Raw genomic sequence first — 16448 nt, forward strand, 5'->3', positions numbered from 1 at the left:
GTTCTCCCCGTTTATCCCGCGAAAACCGCGGCTTTGCCTTTGCTGCCGAGGAAATTCGCGATTTTGTCGGCGACCGTGCGCTCGACGGCGGCCCGGCCGAGTTCGAGCGACTCCGGACCCAGCGCCTTGCATTCCGCGTTGGTCAGCCGCTCTTCGCGCCCAAGCGCGCCGAGGAATGCCAGCTCGAGGTCGGTCGCGATGTTCACCTTGCTGACCCCTCCGCCCGGCAGCGCGATCGCTCTGGCCATCATCTCGGCCGGCACGCCGGAACCGCCGTGCAGCACCAAGTGCACCGGAGTGAGCGCGCGGATGGCTTGCAGGCGGCCGTAGTCGATTTTCGGCTCGCGGACCATGTAGACGCCGTGCGCGGTGCCGCAGGAGACGGCCAGCGCGTCGACTTTCGTCTGCTCGGCGAAATACCGGGCTTCCCGCGGATCGGTGTACAATTCCTCGTCTTTGTCCGTCTCCACGAAATCCGTCGTGCCGATCATGCCGAGCTCGGCTTCCACCGAGACGCCGCGGGCGTGCGCGTACTCCGCCGCTTCGCGTGAGGCGGCGATGTTGTCTTCCAGGCTTTTCTCGGAGGCGTCGATCATGACCGACGTGAAGCCCGCTTCGATCGCCTCGACGATCGTGCCCATTTCCTTGGTATGGTCGAGATGAAGGACGATCGGAACGGTGATGTTCTCGCCGCGCACGCGGGCATAGAACTCTTCTCCGAATTCGGCGGGCGTGATGCCGTAGCGCGCGAGCTCCTTTTGCGAAATCTGCACGATCGCGGGCGACTGCGATTTCTCCGCGGCGCGCAGCACCGGCAGGATCATCGGCGTGTAACGGGGGGAGAAAGAACCCGTCGCGTATCCGTGTTTCTCGGCCATTTCCAACGCTTGCTTCAGGGTGATCACGTTCGAGGGTCTTGCCTGGCTCATGTACATCCACGCTCTTTTCTGTAGGAATATCTTCAGATGATCGTCTTGGAATAACGTCGTAAAGGTTGTTGCATCGGGACGTAAACTTCTTCGTACAGGCGTCGGTATTTTTCGAACGCGGCGGCATGCGGTTCGACGACGTCTTCGCTCCGCCGATCCGCCGCGGCCGTCATCGCTTGTTCCAGGTTCCCGTACACGCCGGCGCCGATGCCCGCCAGCATGGCGGCGCCCAGCAGCGCCGTTTCCGGATGGTCCGCGACGCGGATCCGGCGGCCGGACACGTTCGCCTTGATCTGCAGCCAGTGCCGGTTGCGTACGCCGCCGCCTGTCGCGACCGACTGTTCGATCGCCATGCCGGCGATCCGTTCCGCCGCGCGGCGGATCGATTCCATCTCGTAGGCCGTGCCTTCCAGGACGGCTTTGAGCAGATCCGCTTGCCCGAGCCGGGCGGTCAATCCCAGGAACGCCGCTTTCGCGTCGGGATCCGGAAGCGGCGCCCCGCTGCCGGACAAGTAGGGAAAATACACGATTCCGCTCGGCTCCTCCAAGGGCAAGCCGCTGAGCAAATCCGAAATCTTCTCGTAACCCGGCGAAGCATCCGACAACGCCGAGCGAAACCATTCGACGGATCCGCCCGACGCGGAGAGCCCGCCCATCCAGAACATCCGGCCTTCCGCCGGATGGAGGCCGAACGAGAGGCCCGACGCGAAGTCGCGCTCCGTCAGCCCCCGTTCGGGGAGGACGCCGACAAGCGTCTCCGCGGTGCCGATCGAGTCCATCACCGTGCCCGGCCGGACGACGCCGGCGGCGACGCTTGCCGCCACGTGATCGTGACCGGCGATCGCGACCGGCACACCGGCGGGCAAACCCGCGGCCGCCTCCGCCTCCTTCGTTACCCGGCCGACCGCCGTCCCGCTCGGCACCGCTTCGGGAAAGAGCGATGGACGCAGGCCGAAATGGCCGATCCATTCCCGGTCCCATTCCTTGCGGTCGATGCGGAACGCGTACGTCCGGGCCGCCAGCGTATAGTCGGTTGCCAGGGCGCCGGTCAGCCGGAAGGCCGCGTAGTCGGCGGCCGACAGCCAGACGGCGCGTTCGAGCGCAGAAGGCTCCTTTTCCTTCAGCCACAGCAGCTTCGCCAGCCCGTATTTGAAGCTGGACCGAAGCCCCGTCGCCGCGAAGCGCTCGAGCGGATCGCTGTCCGCCTCGACGAGCTCCGCCTGGGGTTTCGCGCATGGAGAATACCAGGGGATCAGCGGCGTCCGCGCCCGGCCGTCTTCGGCGTCCACGAGCAGTCCGGTCTCCGCCATGCTCGTCACGCCTACGGCGGCGACGCGTCTCGCCGCTTCGGGCGGGACCGCCTCGCGGATCAAGGCCGCGAGGTCTTCCCACAGCCGTTCCGGGTCGTAATACTCCAGGCCCGATTCGGCGTATTTCCGCGTATTCGCCTTGGCCGATCGCAGCAGGCGGCCGTCTTCGGCGAACAATGCCGCCTTGCAATGGGTCGTGCCGATATCGAGGCCGAGCAGCAGCCGATCCTCGCCCATGTCAGCCTGCCGAATCCGCCATCGTCCGGGCGACATGCGCCAAGCCGAGGCGCGGGCTGGTCAGGAATTTCGGGCGCAGCGGCTCCGGCAGCGACGGGAGGACGCGGGCCATCGAAGCCTGGGCCAACACGACGACGTCCGTCTCCTCGGCCAACCGAAGCAACAGCTCGGCCAGCACGCGGTCGTGGCCTTCGCGGTCGCCGTCCATCAGCAGCCGGTAAGCTTCGGAGGCGAGCCCTTCCCGGATCTCGACCGTCCGGCCGGCCTCCTTCGCTTTACGCTCGATCAGGCGTTTCGTCGGCCCCAGCGTCGAAGCCAGCGTCGCGGCGACGCCGATCCGGCGGCCCGCCCGGACCGCTTCCTCCGCCATCGCCTCGTCGATCCGCAGCACCGGCACGCCGACCTCCCTTCGCGCCGCTTCCGCCGCTTCGCCGACCGACGAGCATGCGCTCAGCACGCAAGCCGCGCCTTGCTGTTCCGCGAACCTGGCGTAAGCGGTCCATCGTTCCGTTACGTCACCGACGCGCCCGCCGTTCGAGGCCAGCTGCGGCAGGATCGAATCGTCCACGAAATTCAGGACGTCCCAGCCCGGCATGATCTCCGCCGCCAGCGTTTTCAACGCTTCGACGGTCACCGGCGTCGTATGGATAATGGCCAGCTTCGGTTTCTCCATTCCGGCTCCCTCCTCCATTCGAATCCAATCTCTCTCGCTTTATATGGATGCCGCCCGCGTCCGCGGGCTTCAGAATATTCCAACGTCAGGCGCCTCTCGAGGAGGCAGGATGTAAATCCGCACCGGCGGGAAGGATGCGTCGCAAACTTCCGCCGGTGCGGCCGATACCGCCATTCAGCTGAACTGCCGCCTATTCCGTCAAGCTCGGATTATTCGACCTTAAGCTCCGGATAGGTATTCTTGACTTCTTTCTTGAACGCGGCGACTACGTCGTCGTAAGGCGTGTTGTTGTCGATGCCTTGGGAAGCGACTTTCACCCATTTGGACAGGATTTCGTCGTCGTACTTGTTCGGCTCGCGAGCCGGCATGTTCTTCATTTGCTCGGCGAAACCTTTGAGGATCAATTGGTCGCCGTACATTTCGCCTTTGAACGTGTCTTGAAGCTCGTCGAATACGGCGGCGTTGCCCGGCATGTTGCCCGTTTTCTCCAGGTTGTACTTCTGCCATTCCGGGCTGGCGACGAATTTCAGGAATTCGTAAGCCAGTTCCTTGTTCGGGGACTTCTCGTAGACGGCTTCCCAACGACCGCCGTTATACCAGCCTTCCGGCGTTTTGGCGATGCCGTATTTGCCTTTCGCCTTGCCGTCTTTGTTGTCGATCATGAACGTCGCCCAGGAAGGCATGGACGTCAGGACGACGCTGCCGTCGTTCAGCGCGCTGCCCCAGCCGGAGGACATGAAGCCCAGTTTGGCGTCAACGCCTTCACTGCGGATTTTAAGCTGCGTGGCATACGTTTCTTGCCATTTCGGATCGATGTTCAGCTTGCCGTCTTTCACCCAAGTCTCGGTATTGAAAGCTTCGATGTCGAACAGGCCGCTGGCGCCTTGGATCAGATGAACCTTGCCGCCGCTGTCCTGGGCGACTTTCTTGCCCAGCTCGATGACTTTATCCCAGCTGTCGACCATGGCGCTGATTTGATCCGGATCGTCGGTGCCGAGATATTTCTTCGCGGTTTCTTTCACGTACCAGAAGCCGCCGGGAGACGAGTTGTCGGAAATCGCGCGGAGCTTGCCGTCCGCGGAACGGCCGTAAGCCGTCACGTAAGGAACGTAGGTTTTGACGAGATCTTCCCCGCCCATCGCCGACAGGTCGGCCAGGTAAGGGGACTCCAGGAATTTGCCGATGTAGCCGTGGTCCAGGTCCATGATGTCGGGCGCGTTCTTGCCGGATTGCAGCGCCGTCATCAGCTTCGTCTGATACTGGTCGCCCGGGAACACTTGCACGTCGACCTTCACGTTCGGGTGCTTGCTCATGAATTGCTCAGCCAGGATTTTGACCTGGTCGAAATAAGTCCAGACGACCAAATTGCCCGAGAGATCCGCCGGAGCGGCGGACTGCGTCGCGGGAGCCGCGGAGCCGGAGCCGGAAGGCGACGGGGAAGCGGAAGACGCTCCTTCGCCGTTTCCTTTGCCGCAGGCGGCGAGCAGAAGAACCATCAGGCTTGCGGCTAACAACGTGGATAACCATTTTTTCGTTTTCAAACGAAATTCTCCCCTTCTCGTTCGTGTCGTAATGCGAAAGCCGACTTTTCATCCGTATGGCGCTTGCCTCAGATCGCCTCGTCCGGCGATTTCGGGCATCACCCCTTTCGCGAAGTGTTCCGATCCGTCGATCCGCTTACCCCTTCACCGCGCCGGCCGCCACCCCGCTGATGATCCGTTTGGACATCGCGGAGAAGAAGACGAGAATCGGCACGACGGAGATGACGATGCCTACGTACTGGGCGCCGAAATCGGCGGTGAACTGGGAGCGGAGGCTGGCGATCATGACGGGCAGCGTCTGCTTGTTATTGTCGAACAGCACGATCATCGGGGTCAGGAAGTCGTTCCATTTGCCGATGAAACAGAAAATCGCGTAAGTGGCCAGCGCGGGCGACAGCAGCGGCAGCATGATCCGGTGGAAAATCTGCAATTCCCCGTATCCGTCGATCCGGCCGGATTCCAGCAGTTCGTTCGGCACCGAATCGTCGGCGAATTGCTTGATCAAGAACACCCCGAAGGCGCTGCTCAGCCCGTTCAAGATCATCGGCCAGTACGTGTCGAGCATGTGGAACGTGTCCATCAGTTTGTAAAAGCCGATGATTCCGAGCTGTCCCGGTACCATCATCGTGGCCAGCACGACCATGAACAGCCCGTTTTTGAACCGGAAATTGTATTTCGAAAATCCGTAGCCGACGAGCGACGCCGTGTAGAGATCAAGCGCCGTGGCGATGACGGCGACGAAGACCGAGTTCGCCAGCCCCCTCCAGATGTTGACCGAAGCCATCAGACGCTTGTAGTTTTCGCCCAACTGGTCGCCGGGAACGAGCAGCAGCTTCTGCGCGATATCGGTGTTCGTGTGGGTGGAAGTAATGATCATGCTGTAAAACGGTATCAGACAGGTCACGGCGACGGCGATCAGGAACAGGTAGATGATCCCGCGTACGACGATCTGTTGGACTTTCATCGGACCCCCTCCTATTCCTTCAACATTCGGGTTGCTCTGGTCGTAATCGCGGTGAAGAACATGATGATGACGAAAATGCCGTAGGCGATCGCGCCGCCGTAGCTGTAATCGAACGCTTTAAAGGCCGTCTCGTACAAGTACATGATCATCGTCCGCCCCGAGTTGCCGGGACCGTCGCCCAGCATGAGCGGCGCGTCGAACAGCTGCAAGCCCCCGATGACCGAGGTGATCAAGGTGAACAGGAAGACCGGCCGGAGCAAAGGCAGCGTGATGCGCAGCGCCACTTGTTTCTTCGTCGCCCCGTCGACCTGGGCCGCTTCGAACACCTCCGTCGGTATCGACTGCATGCCGGCGATGAACACGATCAGATTGAACCCGAAGTATTGCCAGCAGATGACGGATGCCGCGATGATCCTCGACCACCATGGACTGTTGAACCAGTGGACCGGATCCTGGATCAGGCCGGCGTTCATCAGCAGCTTGTTGATGGTGCCGGTCTGCCAATCGAACATCAAGGCGAACATGACGCCCAGCGTGATCGGCGTGATGATATGGGGGAAGTAAAAGACCGCCCGGAAAAAGTGTTTGCCGCGGATGAACTTTTCGTTCAGGATGAGCGCCAGCAGCAAAGCGAGAATGAGCTGCGGCACGATGGAAAAAATCCAAATGATCAGCGTGTTGCCGATCGTCTGATAGAAGAACGTATCGTGCAGCAGCCTTTCGTAATTCGCCAGGCCGACGAACACGGGATCCGTGAACCCGTCCCACTTGGTAAAACTCAAATAGAGCGTATACAAAATCGGCACCAGTCCCATTACCGTATAAGCGATAAAAAACGGGGAAATGAACAGGTATCCGTATGCCGACTTGTTTACCTTCGTTTTCATGGCCTTCCTCCCTTTCCGTAGCGCGATGCCGATCAGCCGTTTGCTTGAAGCGTTTTCAATCCGTTTTCAAAAAGTTCGGCCTGGTCCGGAACGATTTTCGGTTCGGCATGCAGCCGCTTGAAAAACCTTTAATCTTATTAAACATAATTTAATAAGTGACCACGGACCAGCCGATTCATATCCGTATTATAGGCTCGACGGTGCAAAATGTCTAGTGAAAACCGTTCCGAAAACGGATCTTTTTTATTCATGTGTAATAACTGGAACGGCGAAAATCAGGAGGCTCCCGCCAAGAACCTCTCCAATCCGAGAATCCCCGCGCCGATGACGCCCGCCTGGCTTTTCAGGACGGAGCTTTGAAGCAGGCTGTCTTTGTGGAAGCTCGAAAAACACCGGGGCAAAGCGACTTCCTTCAGTTGGTCGAAATACGGCGGATACTCGTTGACGAGGCAGCCGCCGATCACGATGGACTCGGGCGTGATCATGTTGATGATGTTGGCCAAGGCGATCCCGACGTATCTCGCGGATTCCCGGAGAAGGTTCACGGCGAGTTCGTCCCGGCGGTTGGCCGCGCGGATGATGGCCTCCAGATCCACGGAGTCCTCCCGTTCGAAATACATCGGCGCCAGCTCGCTGCCGGTCCCCCTGCGGATTTCCTCTCCCGCGCGCCGAACGACGGCCATCCCGGACGCGACGGCCTCCAGGCAGCCGTAGTTCCCGCAATTGCACTTGGGTCCGTCGAGCTCGATCGTGCCGTGGCCGATTTCCCCCGCGCCGTACGGAAATCCTTGGTAAATTTTGCGGCCGAACACGATTCCGCTGCCGATCCCGATATCCGCGTCCACGTAGACGATGTTGCTCATCCCGCGCCCGGCGCCGTACCAAAGCTCGGACAGCGCCATCACGTTGGCGTCCTTCTCGATCCTCACCGTCATGCCGAAACGCTCCTCCAGCAGATCCCGGATCGGAACGGAAGCCAGACCCGGAAGGTTCGGAGGCGACAGGATGACGCCTTTGTTCGGATCGAGCGGACCCGGGGAAGCGAGGCCGATGCCGACGAACTTCTCCCTGGGCAGCTTGGAAAGGTCGATGATGGACTGGACGGCTTGCAGGATCGAGGCGATGAGGGCGCCGCGGTCCGCCGCGTCCGCGAGCTTGGTTTCTTCCTGCACGACCGGCGCGCCCCGGAAATTGATGACGGCCGCCTTGACGGAGAAAGCGCTGAGATGAACGCCCACGGTATACACGCCGCTCGGATTGATGTCGAGCAGGATCGGTTTCCGGCCCCCGCTCGAAATGTCGAAGCCGGCTTCCATGATCAAGCCTTCCCGGATCAGTTCGTCTACGATGTTGTTGATCGCCGTGAAGGATAAGTGGGTGCGCGCGGCGATCTCCGCCTTCGTGATCGGCCCCTGGTTCCGGATGAACTCGAGGATGACGTTGCGGTTCATGTTTTTGACGTGCCGGATGTTTTTGCCCTTGATATCAATCACTGCCATCACTCCTGCGCAGGTTCATCTTCTTGGCGCCCGCCCGGCCGAAATCCGGATACGCCCCGCAGCCGACGCCGGCGGACAAAGCCGCCCCGCAGGCCGCTTCCTCCGGAAACGCCGGGACCTCCAGCGGATACCCGAAGCTCCGTTCCAGCCTCCGGCATAACGCGCGGTTGCGGCGAACCCCGTTCCCGGACGCCACGATCGTGTCCAGCCATTCCTTGACCTTCGCCGGGAACGCGTCGTAATACCGGCGCAGCTCCGCGATCATGCCTTCCAGGAATCCGTGGACCAAATGCCGCGGCGTGAAATTCGCGGGGCCAATGTTTTCGATCGCCCCGAGCGCGCGGGGGTCCGCACGCGTCCCGAAGAAACGCGTGCGGACCGTCAGTTCGGTCCCGTCCGCCGGCGGCTCCTCGGCCAATCTATTCATGATTTCGTAAAGCTCCGCCTGTTCGGCACCTGCGAACAATGCGCCCGTTTCCCGGAAAAACCGCTCCAGGAGCGCATAGGACTTCCCTCCGCTCAACGAAGCGCCGACCAGCAAGTATCCGCCGCCGGGAAAAGGACGCGTATCGATTTCTTCCCATTGTCCATACTCTTCCGTATAGGCGGAAATCTGGGAGCCCGTCCCGACGTTCACGAGAAGCGACTTGCGGATATCGCCGACCGAGCCCAGGAAGCTGGCTTGGTTATCGCCGATCGCGCAAGCGACCGGAATCCCGTCCCTCGTGGCGCCGATCACCGCGCCCGAACGGACCGGCTCCGGCAGCAGCGCGGGATCGATGCCCGCTTTCGCCAGCGCCTCCGCGTCGAACGCCAGCGCGTCCAGCCGGTACAAGCCCAAGCTCGCCGCGTTCGTCGGATCCGTCGCCGGTTTCGATCGTCCCGCCAGCCGGGCGGCGACGAAATCCGGGATCGTGCAGAACGAAGCCGCTTCGGCCGGAACGGTGCCCGTGGCGACGTGGTAATAGTGGGTCGCCATGCCATAACCGGTCGCCACGGAATAGCCGGTCAGTCGGCGAAGCCGCTCGACGTAGGAGACATCGCCGTCGGCAAGGAGGTCCCCGCGCTGGTCCTGCCAAGTATACAGCGGAGACACCGGAATTCCCCGTTCGTCCACATACACGATGCCGTGCATTTGCCCCGTGACGCCGATTCCCCCGATATCCGGCTCGCCTTCGCGGAGTTCCCGGGCGACGTCTTCGACCGTGCGCAGAATGGCGGCCGCGTCCTGGATGAATTCCCAATCGCGGGGGGATTCCAAGCCCGACCGGTTCGGTCTCGAAACCGTTCTCGCGACTTGCCCTGTCTCGGCATCCATGAGCACGCCGCAGACGGACGTCGTTCCGATGTCCAGCCCGATGAGTTTCAACCCGCTCCCACCCTTCCGTGCTTTTTTCCTGATTGTGCCTGTCACCGCTTACAGGGAACGGATGCGAGGGCGATCAGCCGTTCGCGATTTCGGGAATCCTGCGGATGCGGGGGTCGGTGAAGATATCGTACTCGTCTCGGCTCGTGCTGGAGAACTCCGACACGATCGCTCCGTCGCCTCCGGCTTGGAACCAGTGCTTCGTGCCCGGGGGAATCGTGTACTGTTCTCCCGGATGGAGCACGACTTCATGACGGACGGTATAATACGGCTCGCTGCCCTCCGGAAGGGAAGCCCGGATGCGCTCCGCCGGTTCTCCTTCTACGTACAGGAATACGAGTCCCGCCCGGCAGCGGAACGTTTCCGTCTTCCCCGGATCCGAGCCGACCGGCGGGTGCAGATGCTCCGGGCAAGTCTGGAACGGAAACAACACCAGTTCCTTGGCGCAATAACGGTCGTTATTGACGTACGTGATCAGTTCGAGTCCTTCGAGGTTCAGCCGGTTCAATCCGAAATCGGCCACCTCGATGCGGCGCTTCTCCTCTTCCGTCAACCGGATCCCTTGATCCTCTAGCATCTTCGCCGCCCTCGCCTGCGCTTGAACGACGTCTTCCCTCTTCATCTCGATCCCTCCTATCAGGTCACTATATAGCATCCTGCCCCGGTTTGTCATCCCCGCGGGAGCTTTTCCCAACCTTTTTCAACATGGCTCGCGTCCGTATGGATCCGACTTTGAAGCTCAGCCCCCTTCAGAAGGAACCGGAAACACGCATGCTTCTTGACAAGTCGAGCAGGTTCCGTATACATTTGTATACAAATTCCACACGCATACAATTGTATACGTTGAGGAGGAAGCATGGAATGAGAGAGGAAACCCCCGGACACGGAGGGCATCGCGGACGGCATGGCGGGTATCGCGAGCGCCGCGGCCATGGGGAACATCGGGAGAAAGGCGCCCAGACGTTTCGCCGGGGCCGGGCGATCGCTTTCCTGGAGCGGCTGCAAGTCAAACGCTCCGCCTTGATTCGGCAGCTGAACCAACCGGAATACGAATCGATCAGGCCCGTCATCAGCGGCGAACTGAAAGCGGTCGACTCGATCATCCAAGAGTTCGCGCACGTATTCGAGCTTGTAGAAGCCCCCATGGGGAACGAGGAAAAAAGAGACGGAGAGGGTGCGAAAGATGGCGATTGGGGAAACGATCCGAAACCGAAGAACGATTAAGGCGTTCAAGCCCGATCCGATTCCGGAGGCGGAATGGACGGCCTGGCTGGAGGCGGCAAGCCATGCCCCGAACCATCGCATGACCGAGCCTTGGGAAGTGTTGGTCGTCGGACCGAACGCGAGGGCGGAGTTGAACCATAAAACGGACTTCGGCCAGGCGCCGCTCGTGCTGGCGATTCTATCCAAACCCGCTCCTACCCCGCTCGACCGCGACGAGAATCTGATGGCCTCCGCCTGTTTCGCGCAAAACTTCCAACTCGCGGCCCACGAAGCGGGCGCCGGCGTGTTCTGGTCGTCGATCGGCGCTTCGCCCCGGAATCGCGCCATCCTCGGCGTGCCGGAAGATTACGACGTGGTCGGGGTTTTCGGGGTCGGTTATCCCGCGGAAGTCCCGCCGGCCAAACCCCGGACGCCGATCGCCGGGAAGATCAAGAGGTTGCCATAATCAGCCGATCGGATTGACCGCTTCCACGCTGCCCATCAATCGCGTACGGAAAGCCAGAAAGCACCCACCCAAAAAAACACAAATATTCATTGACAGGAATATTCCTCATAAGGTATATTAAAGCCATACAGCAGATCGCGCGCGGCTGTACCCAAAAAAATAGGATGAGGTGACCTGTACAATGGCTTACAAATCGGCTTACACGTTCATCAACTTGCCGGTGAAAGAGATCAACCGGACGAAGGAATTTTTCGGCAGCATCGGGTTCGAGTTCAACCCGCAGTTCTCCGACGAAAAATCGGCTTGCTTGATCATCAACGACAATACGTCCGTTCAGTTGTTGGAGGAATCGTATTTCGGTTCGTTCATCAACAAGCCGGTCGCCAACGTCGCCGGCGCCGCCGGGGCGATTATCGCGCTCTCCGCCGACAGCCGGGCGCACGTGGACGAGCTGGCCGACAAGGCGTTGGCCGCCGGAGGCAAGCAGTCCAAGGAACCCGCGGACCACGGTTTCATGTACGTGAGAAGCTTCGAAGACCTGGACGGACATCTGTGGGAAATCGCTTATATGGACCCGAACTTTCAAATGCCGCAGGAGTAAGCTCCTGACCGTCCGGGGTTGGACAATGACAAAGGCTGGGCCTCTAGACGAGGCCCAGCCTTTGTATGCGGCTTCAGGAACGGCAGGCGTCCAGCGAAGCCAGTTTGTTGCCCCGGAAATCGAACAGCGTCATGTTGCTCCAGTTGTTGGGATGGCCGACCGACCATTGCTCCTTCGACGGAATCCAGGCCGGCTCCCAATAGTGGAACCCGCGGCCCTTGCCGTTCGGCGTCCGGCGAATGACGGCCATGAAATCCTCCAAATACCGTCGCTGCCCTTCCACCGTTGCCGGGTATCCTTCGTGAAGCTGATCCTCGCTCGACACGATGAACGCCAAGTCCCCTTCCGGCGCCAGCGTCCACGGATATGCGGTCTCGACGACGACGATGTCCTTGCCGTACCGGACGGCCAAGTCCCGCAAATTATCCTCGAGCTGCCGCAGCGTACCGTGCCACCACGGGTAGAACGATTGGCCGATGACGTCGAATTCCACGCCCCGAGCCAAGAGCTTATCGAGAAAATACCGGCTTGCCCCGTTATCCCCGCCCCGGTCGAGATGGATCATGATTTCGAAATCCCGCACGCCCTCCGCCGCGCGCCGCGCGCCTTCGATTCCCGCCTTCGCGAGCTCCGCCAGACGCATCCACTGCTCCTCGGTATCGAATCTTTCTTCGCCGATCCAACGTTCCTGTGCCGTACCGACATCGGCCGGAACGCCGACTTTGCCTTCTTCCCACAGCATGCCCGGCGTGATTTCATTCCCGATCTGCACCATGTCGGGCAGCGTGCCCTGCTCCCTTAACGAGGTCAGCACCCGCTCCGTATACATCCCGACGGCCTTCACCAGGTCCGGAAACGCCAAACCCGCCCACGCCTTCGGTTTCGTCTGCTTCTGCGGATCGGCCCAGTAGTCGGAATAGTGGAAATCCAGCAGGAAATGCATCCCCGCCGCCTTGATCTTCCGAGCGATTCCTTTCGTCCGCTCCAGGTTCACGTATCCGGCTTCCGGCTCGTTCCACAGCCGGAGCCGTATGGCGTTCACGCCGCCGTCCCGCAAAATCTCGAGCAAATCCTTTTCCCGGCCGTCCTCGTAGAACGCTCCGCCCTCCGACACGATTTCATCCCAGAAAGAGATGTCCATTCCTTTGAGAAACTGTTTCGCCATGATGTTCTCCTCCTTCGTACGCATGCGGTTTCGCCGTTACGGGACAAGAAGAAAGAGGGGGACGAACGCCCCCTCTTCGATCCGTTTCCGATTACTTCCGATTCGCCAGGAAAGCGTCGATCTGAGCCTGCATTTCCTGCTGGACCTTGTCGATGCCGGCTGCCTTCAGCTGCTTGATCAGGTCGGCCAGGCCTTTATCCGTGTCCTTGACGAGCCCGTACTCCAGCGGGATGGCGTAACGCAGCATGACATTGCTGACGTTGGCGACTTCCGTTTTCACCTTCGTATCGTCGAACACGAACGTCTCGAGCGGGAAGTGGTACACCTTCGACTGCCAGCCGTCAAACATATCGTTCGCTTCCTGCGGATACTGGGCGTCCTGCCGGTTCAGCGGCGAGTTCCAGCCCCAGTTGGAAAATCCGGTGTAGTTGGATGCGCTCGGTCCCGGCGTGTATTGCTTGTCGCCTTGCGGGTTAAAGTGCGTTCCGGCGATGCCGTACATCGTGAGATCGTGGATTTCCTTGTCGTTCTGGAGCAGGTCGATCAGCATCAGCGAGCGCTCCACGTTTTTGGAGGTCGCGTGGATGGCCAGGCCGTTCTGCGTCGAGATCGCGGAGATCTTCTTGCTGTTCGGCGTGATGTCGGCGATCATGAATTCTTGGTTCGGCGTATCGCGGCGCGCTTCTTCCATGTTGATGGCCGTCGTGCCGATGTTTTGCGCGTAAGACGATACTTTGCCCGCCTTCATGTCCTGCCAGACGTCGTTCTTGTTGCTGACGACGTTCTTCGACCAGACGCCGTTGTCGGCCAGGTCTTTATAGTAGCCGAGCAGCTGCTTGAATTCCGGCGTTTCGTAGATGTCGAACACTTTGCCCGTCGCGTCGTCCAGCTTGTAGGCCATCGGCACGCGCGTATCGACGACGTGGAAATCGTTGTTCTGCTCCAGGGTCGCTTGGTCGAGCTCGTGCCATTTCCAGCCGTCGGCGGCTTTCGCGCCGTAGGCGGTGATGCCCTTCTCGTTTTTCGCCACCGTTTTCAGGTAGTTCGCGTAAGATTCCAGGCTGTCGATTTCCGGCAGGTTGTACTTCTTGCGAAGGTCTTCGCGGTACAGCACGATTTTGTTCGTGACTTCCACGTTGTTGTTCGGCACCATGTACAGCTTGCCGTTCACTTTGGCCTGCTCCCAAGAGACCTTCGGCATGGTGGCCCAAGTCTGCGGGGCGTACTTCTGCAGCATGTCGTCCGTCAGTTCGAGGAAGCCGCCCTTGAGCGCTTGGTCGTTATAATAAGCCCAGTTCGCCGTATAGATGATGTCAAAGTTCTCGTTCGCGGCGAATTTCAGCGGGTACTTCTGGTTCCAATCGGACCAATCGAGGAATTCGACGTCGACGGTCGCGTTGATTTTCGCTTTCAGCTTCGCGTTCAGCTCGCTCCATACCTGGTCGAAATCGGCCGGTTTGCCGCCGAGCAGGATCATTTTCAGCTTGACCTCTTTCGACGTGTCCGGGTTGCCGGCGTTCGAAGCGGGTGCGGAGGCGGAAGCGGACGAGCTGGGCGTGCCCGAAGCTCCGTTGTCCGCGGAAGCGGAGCTGCCGGCGTCTTTGCCGGTCTTGCCGCCGCATGCGGCGAGCAGCAAGGACATGACGAATACGAGAGCGAGAAGCAGGAATGCCGATTTTCTCGTGCGTTGCATGTTGGATTGTCCCCCTATGAAAAATATTGATAACCAGGTTTCCCTGAGGTCATCCTTTGACGGCGCCGATCGTGAGTCCTTGGACGAAATAACGCTGGATGAACGGGTAAGCGAGCAGGATCGGTCCGATCGCGACGATCGTCATCGCCATTTTGAGGCTTTCCGAAGGAATCTGGAGATTCACCGCGGCGCCCGAGGCGATCATGGCCCGGCGCATGCCGTCCATGTTGCCCAGCGTCTTGTACAAGTAGTACTGAAGCGGCATCAGGTTTTCGTTCGAGACGAACAGCATCGCGTTGTACCAATCGTTCCAGTAGGCCAGCGCGATGAAGAGACCGATGGTGGCCAGCGCCGGCTTGGATAACGGAAGGATCAGCTGGGCGTAAATCCGGAAGTCCCCCGCCCCGTCGATTTTGGCCGACTCGGTAATCGCTTCCGGGATGCCGCTCATGAACGACTTCATGACGATGATATAGAACACGTTCAACAGCAGCGGCAGCACGAGCACCAGGAACGTATCCTTCAAGTGCAGATAGTTGACGATCATCAAGTACCAGGGCACCAGGCCCCCGCTGAACAGCGTGGTGAAGAAGAAGAAGAACGAGAACCCGTTCCGCCATTTGAAATCTTTCCTCGCCAGCGCGTAAGCCGTCATCGAAGTAAGGAACAGGCCGACGGCCGTTCCGGTGACCGTCACGCCGATCGTGACCGCGTACGCTTTCAGCATCTGCTCCGGATACCGGAAGAGCAGGCGGTACGCCTCCGTGGAGGCGACGGTCGGAAACAGCTGGTAGCCGTGCTCGATGATGCTGCTTTCCTTCGTCAGCGACGACGAGAGAACGAGGATGAACGGAATCAGACAGAACAGCGAAATGACGGCAAGCAGGACATATCCGAGAATCTGGAGCAGCCGCTTGTCGGCTCTCCCCCTGCCGATGGCTTTAGCCGGCTGGCCGGACGATGGCAGTGCGCTCATGCTCTCTCCCTCCCTTTTAAAACAGCGCGCGTTCTTTGTCGTATTTGCGCACCGCGTAGTTGGCGAGCAGAATCGTCACGAATCCGAGCACCGATTGATAGAACCCGGCGGCCGACGACATGCCGATATCGTTGGAACCGGTCAGGGATCGGAACACGAACGTGTCGATGACGTCCGTCGACGCGAACAGCAGGCCGTTGTTGCCGACCATGTTGTAGAACATCCCGAAGTCCCCGCGGAAAATGTTCCCGATCGCCAGCAGCACCAAGATAATGACGGTCGGCATCAGGTTCGGCACCGTGATTTTGACGATGCGCTGGAAGACGTTCGCGCCGTCGATTTCCGCGGCTTCGTACATCTCCGTATCGATGCCGGTGATCGCGGCCAGATACATGATCGAACCGTAGCCGACGGCCTTCCATGCCGATACGATCACCAGCAGCGCCGGCCAGTAGGCCGCCGTGTTATAGACGTCGATCGGCTCGATGCCGAGCGCCTTCAACACGACGTTGATCGTGCCGTAGTCGTAGCTGAGCAGGTTGTAGGCGATGGCGCCGACGACGACCCAGGAGATGAAGTAGGGCAGGAACAGCATCGTTTGGAAAATTTTCCGGAACCACTTGACCGCGACCTCGAACAGGAGGATCGCCATCACGATCTGCAGCAGGTTGTTCACCACGATGAAGGCGACGTTGTAGAGCGCCGTGTTCCGGGTCACTTGCCAGGCGCTGCCCGAATCGAAGAAAAACCGGAAGTTGGACCATCCGGTCCAGGGGCTGCCGAAAATCCCGCCTTCGTAAGTGTACTGCTTAAACGCCATCACGACGCCGGCCATCGGAATGTAGGCGAAAACGACGAAAAACAGGACGCCGGGCAGCAGCATCAGCAGCAGGGTGCGGTATTTCGCCAGATCCCCCCAAAAGCCGCTTCGGTACATA

Annotated in this window: 16 protein-coding genes; 3 read left to right on the top strand and 13 right to left on the bottom strand. The window is 60.1% G+C overall.

Going from position 1 to position 16448, the window contains the following annotated elements; genetic code table 11:
- Positions 1-11: 11 nt before the first annotated feature.
- The 9 genes from PTZ19_RS20320 to PTZ19_RS20360 all read right to left on the bottom strand — a co-directional run bounded on the left by PTZ19_RS20320 (position 12) and on the right by PTZ19_RS20360 (position 10028).
- Positions 12-929 carry a class II fructose-bisphosphate aldolase gene (locus PTZ19_RS20320; protein WP_276357165.1) on the bottom strand — a complete coding sequence of 306 codons (918 nt, stop codon included), beginning with the start codon at positions 927-929 and terminating at the stop codon, positions 12-14.
- A 32-nt stretch (positions 930-961) separates the two neighbouring features.
- Positions 962-2476, bottom strand: coding sequence for an FGGY-family carbohydrate kinase (locus tag PTZ19_RS20325; protein WP_276357167.1), 1515 nt, complete (start codon positions 2474-2476; stop codon positions 962-964).
- Between the two features lies 1 nt (position 2477).
- Positions 2478-3149: an aspartate/glutamate racemase family protein gene (locus PTZ19_RS20330; protein ID WP_276357170.1), complete on the bottom strand. Its 672-nt coding sequence runs from the start codon at positions 3147-3149 to the stop codon at positions 2478-2480.
- 209 nt (positions 3150-3358) lie between these two features.
- Positions 3359-4690, bottom strand: a complete 1332-nt coding sequence (locus tag PTZ19_RS20335) for an ABC transporter substrate-binding protein (RefSeq protein WP_276357173.1) — start codon at positions 4688-4690, stop codon at positions 3359-3361.
- Positions 4691-4826: 136 nt separating this feature from the next.
- Positions 4827-5654 (bottom strand): carbohydrate ABC transporter permease, encoded by an 828-nt coding sequence (locus tag PTZ19_RS20340; protein WP_276357176.1) that lies wholly within the window; start codon positions 5652-5654, stop codon positions 4827-4829.
- An 11-nt stretch (positions 5655-5665) separates the two neighbouring features.
- Positions 5666-6541 carry a carbohydrate ABC transporter permease gene (locus PTZ19_RS20345; RefSeq protein ID WP_276357179.1) on the bottom strand — a complete coding sequence of 292 codons (876 nt, stop codon included), beginning with the start codon at positions 6539-6541 and terminating at the stop codon, positions 5666-5668.
- A 275-nt stretch (positions 6542-6816) separates the two neighbouring features.
- Entirely contained in the window at positions 6817-8034 is a 1218-nt protein-coding gene (locus tag PTZ19_RS20350) for an ROK family transcriptional regulator (RefSeq protein WP_276357181.1), read from the bottom strand.
- On the bottom strand, positions 8027-9409 hold the full coding sequence (locus PTZ19_RS20355; RefSeq protein ID WP_276357184.1) for a sedoheptulokinase: 1383 nt from the start codon (positions 9407-9409) through the stop codon (positions 8027-8029). The genes PTZ19_RS20350 and PTZ19_RS20355 overlap by 8 nt, the downstream gene beginning before the upstream one ends.
- Before the next feature lie 73 nt (positions 9410-9482).
- On the bottom strand, positions 9483-10028 hold the full coding sequence (locus PTZ19_RS20360) for a D-lyxose/D-mannose family sugar isomerase (RefSeq protein WP_276357185.1): 546 nt from the start codon (positions 10026-10028) through the stop codon (positions 9483-9485).
- A gap of 239 nt (positions 10029-10267) precedes the next feature.
- Here PTZ19_RS20360 and PTZ19_RS20365 point away from each other — a divergent pair, with 239 nt between their 5' ends.
- From PTZ19_RS20365 to PTZ19_RS20375, 3 genes are all read left to right on the top strand, one after another.
- Positions 10268-10630 (top strand): hypothetical protein, encoded by a 363-nt coding sequence (locus tag PTZ19_RS20365; protein WP_276357188.1) that lies wholly within the window; start codon positions 10268-10270, stop codon positions 10628-10630.
- Entirely contained in the window at positions 10590-11075 is a 486-nt protein-coding gene (locus PTZ19_RS20370; protein WP_276357192.1) for a nitroreductase family protein, read from the top strand. The genes PTZ19_RS20365 and PTZ19_RS20370 overlap by 41 nt, the downstream gene beginning before the upstream one ends.
- Positions 11076-11256: 181 nt before the next feature.
- Entirely contained in the window at positions 11257-11676 is a 420-nt protein-coding gene (locus tag PTZ19_RS20375) for a VOC family protein (protein ID WP_276357196.1), read from the top strand.
- A gap of 73 nt (positions 11677-11749) precedes the next feature.
- On the opposite strand, the gene PTZ19_RS20380 is transcribed toward PTZ19_RS20375, so the two are convergent.
- The 4 genes from PTZ19_RS20380 to PTZ19_RS20395 form a co-directional block, all read right to left on the bottom strand.
- The gene (locus PTZ19_RS20380) at positions 11750-12841 is read right to left on the bottom strand and encodes a glycoside hydrolase family 53 protein (RefSeq protein ID WP_276357199.1); all 1092 of its coding nucleotides are present in this window, start codon (positions 12839-12841) and stop codon (positions 11750-11752) included.
- Between the two features lie 91 nt (positions 12842-12932).
- Entirely contained in the window at positions 12933-14534 is a 1602-nt protein-coding gene (locus PTZ19_RS20385; RefSeq protein ID WP_276357204.1) for an ABC transporter substrate-binding protein, read from the bottom strand.
- Between the two features lie 49 nt (positions 14535-14583).
- A complete protein-coding gene (locus tag PTZ19_RS20390; RefSeq protein ID WP_276357207.1) occupies positions 14584-15510 on the bottom strand; it encodes a carbohydrate ABC transporter permease in 927 nt (308 codons plus the stop codon).
- A gap of 16 nt (positions 15511-15526) precedes the next feature.
- Positions 15527-16447, bottom strand: coding sequence for an ABC transporter permease (locus PTZ19_RS20395; RefSeq protein WP_276357210.1), 921 nt, complete (start codon positions 16445-16447; stop codon positions 15527-15529).
- Position 16448 lies beyond the last annotated feature (1 nt).

It is taken from the genome of Cohnella caldifontis, assembly GCF_029360585.1.
Classification (GTDB): domain Bacteria; phylum Bacillota; class Bacilli; order Paenibacillales; family Paenibacillaceae; genus Cohnella; species Cohnella caldifontis.